Annotated in this window: 3 protein-coding genes; 1 reads left to right on the forward strand and 2 read right to left on the reverse strand. The window is 59.6% G+C overall.

Annotated elements, in window-relative coordinates; genetic code table 11:
* Positions 1-72: 72 nt before the first annotated feature.
* Both HMPREF1138_RS10260 and HMPREF1138_RS10265 read right to left on the reverse strand, forming a co-directional pair.
* Entirely contained in the window at positions 73-402 is a 330-nt protein-coding gene (locus HMPREF1138_RS10260) for a hypothetical protein (RefSeq protein ID WP_009059585.1), read from the reverse strand.
* Between the two features lie 104 nt (positions 403-506).
* Positions 507-1,865, reverse strand: a complete 1,359-nt coding sequence (locus tag HMPREF1138_RS10265) for a hypothetical protein (RefSeq protein ID WP_009059587.1) — start codon at positions 1,863-1,865, stop codon at positions 507-509.
* 488 nt (positions 1,866-2,353) lie between these two features.
* On the opposite strand from HMPREF1138_RS10265, the gene HMPREF1138_RS10270 reads away from it, so the two are divergent.
* Positions 2,354-2,809 carry a RidA family protein gene (locus tag HMPREF1138_RS10270; protein WP_009059586.1) on the forward strand — a complete coding sequence of 152 codons (456 nt, stop codon included), beginning with the start codon at positions 2,354-2,356 and terminating at the stop codon, positions 2,807-2,809.
* Positions 2,810-3,046 lie beyond the last annotated feature (237 nt).

The raw sequence follows: 3,046 nt of genomic DNA on the forward strand, positions 1-3,046 counted from the left end.
CAGGGCCAGGCCCGCGCAGGCGGCGGCCGCGTGCGCGGGCTGGCGGAGCGTGTGTGTCATGTGTGTCATGGGTTAGATCGTGTCGGAGACTTCGAAGTCTGGGTCGGGTTCGAAGCGGAAGGTGGCTGAGCCGTGGCCCTCGAGGCTCTGCGCGGGACTGACGTCGAGAAGGGTAAAGGTGCCCGTGTAAGGGGCATGGAAGGGCTCGCCTACAATCAGTGTTGTACTGACACTGCCACCGGGAATATCCCTGGCCGAATATCCGCCTTGTAAGCTGGCCTTCATGATGCCGCCGTCAATGTGCACGCGCGAGATGAGATAGACGGGCGAGCGTTTCCCCTTGCGGGGGAAAAACTGTCCGGTTTCGCCGACGGTGACAATGTGTTCGTTGTGTGCTGGCATGCGTGTGCTCCTGACTAAGTTATGTGGTGCTGACGGTTTGTCGGCGTGTCAATAGTGTCGTGTCTCCGTGCGAGGCCTGTTGAAGGAAATAGGTTGTGCCAACATCAGGACGTGCTTCCGATCGTTGTTCGCCCGTAGTACTTTTCATAGGTTTCCCAGGAAATCGTGAAGGTCGCGTCGATCTCATTATCCGACGAGTCCCGGTTGCGATTGTGTGGGTTGCAGAGCGTGACGCCGTTTTCGTCCGCGGAAACCATCGTGTACGCGTGACTTTTGTAGAGTTTGAGCTCCACTTCTTGACCGCCGACAGAGGCCTCTACGAGAGCTACACCATGGTTATCAAAATCACCTTGGGATGATGATGTGGATGAAACGATTGGTTGTTGTTGAGCGGAGGCCGCGATGATAGTGTCGCGTTCAGTGCTCGAATATCCGGCCGAGTTGGTGGGTGAAGAGAGAATGAGCTCCGGCTGGTTGCCGGTGATCATTTTGAGAGTATTTGCCGGTAGGCCGCTAGTCATTCCCGGAGGAGTGTCATCCGAGTCGTTAGAACCTCCGGGATGGTTTTGCCCCCAGGCTGCCTCCAGGATGGAGTAGGCGCCGACACGTCCACCTTGCGTGGCGCCGTTCAGGTACTTGCTATGGACAAAGACCTCGCGCCCTGGCGCATCATTCGGATTATCGGGGTCGGTCGGAACGTTGACAAGAAAACCATCGATGTCTCCGTTTTCGTCGTAGTGGGGGCGAATCATCGCGGCGAGCTTTGCCTGCCCCTCCGGTGTCTGTGCAAGAGCAGCCAGGCTGGCCAGGTAGTAGCAGTCACCGATGTACCCTTGCTCCATCCCCTCCCAATCGAACGTCCCGTTCTTGAGTGCCTCAAGGTCCTGTTGGATCTGGGCGATCTCGTCTTGTGACAGTTGCCCCATCTGCCCGCCTTCGTTGGGGCCCTTCTTGCCTATCTGGACTGGCTCGATATGCACAGTGCGTAACAGATCCGCAGCGCACTGGTTGGCTGCCCTCTTCACCTGCATGATGCGCTTAGTTGCCTCCGCAACGAGGACGTTAGCCTTTTGGTAGCACTCCATGAAGACGGTCATATACTCGCTGACGGAAGTGATCTGAGCGGTTGCGAGGTGCCTGTCTAGAAGTGCAGCCTCGTATCGAAGGTTCTCGATATAGCTTTGCGCCGCGTGGATTTCCCATCCGTAGGTGCTAATCGCGGAAGAACCAGTCGTGGCGTCCCCTCCGATGTTGATATATCGGTTTCGTTGGCGTTCGATCGACTTGTCGAAGGAATCGCGAGCCTCGCCTTTCCACGAAGGAACGAGCGTCTGTGCATGCGAGATCTCGTCGGCTCCACTGTCGCACTTCAGCGCATAGGCGTCCCACTGGTCAGCGAGTTGCAAGACGGCAGATGCATTTCCTGGAGCGTCGTTGATGAATGATGCAAATAAAAAAGACATATCGTAAACTACCTAGAGTGGAGAATTGAGATCAGTGTTGAAAACGGTAGCCCAGCTGTGGTCGTTATTCTGATTTTGCCTGGAAGTATCGGATAGGGAGGATGCTGTTTTTTCATGCCAGGTTATAACGTTCTTTCGACGTTTGTTAATCTGGTTCGTATAGAGCCCATGGGCTGTGAACACGACGAGCCCCCCAAGCGCAGACGAGTCGGGGGTGGACGGTATTTCTTCCGATTGAAACCTTGATCCAGCATCACTGAGATGCACGTTGACAGCAGTGATCTCGGCGTAGTCGATACTAAAGTCCTCCATTGCTCCTCCTCTACCGGTTGGCAAGTCTTCCCCACACCCTATGAGACAGCGCACAAGAAGTCAAGAATGCCCACCCCCTGCCCCCGTGCGCCCACCTGCCATCCCTTCGAGGCGCCCAACTACACTGGGATCAACGGACCAGCCCCGGCCTCGTCAATGACAACGAAAGGACCCCCATGCTCCCCTCCGAAAAACTCGCCGAACTCGGCCTCGAACTGCCCGCCGTCGCCACCCCCGTCGCCGCCTACGTGCCCGCCGTCATCGACCGCGGCGTCGTGCGCACCTCCGGCCAGATCCCCGTCGTGGGCGGTGAGCCCGTGTGCATCGGCGCCGTCGGCGAAGACGGCGCGGACCCCGAGGACGCCAAGGACGCGGCGCGCGTGTGCGCCCTCAATGCCCTGGCCGCAGCCGCGTCCGTCGCGGGCGGCATCGACAACCTCGCGGGCGTCGTGAAGGTCGTCGGCTTCGTGTCCTCGCGCCCCGACTTCTACGGCCAGGCCGGCGTCATCAACGGCGCCTCCGAGCTCTTCGGCGAGATCTTCGGCAGCCAGCACGCGCGCAGCGCCGTCGGCGTCGCCGCCCTGCCCCTCAACGTCAGCGTCGAGGTCGAGGCCGAGTTCCTCATTAAGTGAACGCGCGGGCACGGCTGAGGCGCGCCTACACTGTATGAGGTTTACCGAAATGGCCCTGCGGGCCGGAGGATAAGGAAAAGACATGACTGACCGTCAGATGTTCAAGCTGGTCGACGCCAACACCGTCCCTTCCGAGGACGGCGGCTGCGGTTGCGGCTGCGGTGGCGAGGGTAAGAAGGCGCGCGCCGAGCAGGCCCCCGCCGAGGCCCCGGCTGCGCAGGCCCCCGAGCAGGGCGG

It is taken from the genome of Actinomyces sp. ICM58 (assembly GCF_000283035.1).
Lineage (GTDB): Bacteria > Actinomycetota > Actinomycetes > Actinomycetales > Actinomycetaceae > Pauljensenia.

What these genes read in the sequence shown, in the direction of transcription:
- HMPREF1138_RS10260 (WP_009059585.1), bottom strand. Translation starts at nt 402, where the DNA reads ATGCCAGCACACAACGAACACATTGTCACCGTCGGCGAAACCGGACAG.
- HMPREF1138_RS10265 (WP_009059587.1), bottom strand. Translation starts at nt 1,865, where the DNA reads ATGTCTTTTTTATTTGCATCATTCATCAACGACGCTCCAGGAAATGCA.
- HMPREF1138_RS10270 (WP_009059586.1), top strand. Translation starts at nt 2,354, where the DNA reads ATGCTCCCCTCCGAAAAACTCGCCGAACTCGGCCTCGAACTGCCCGCC.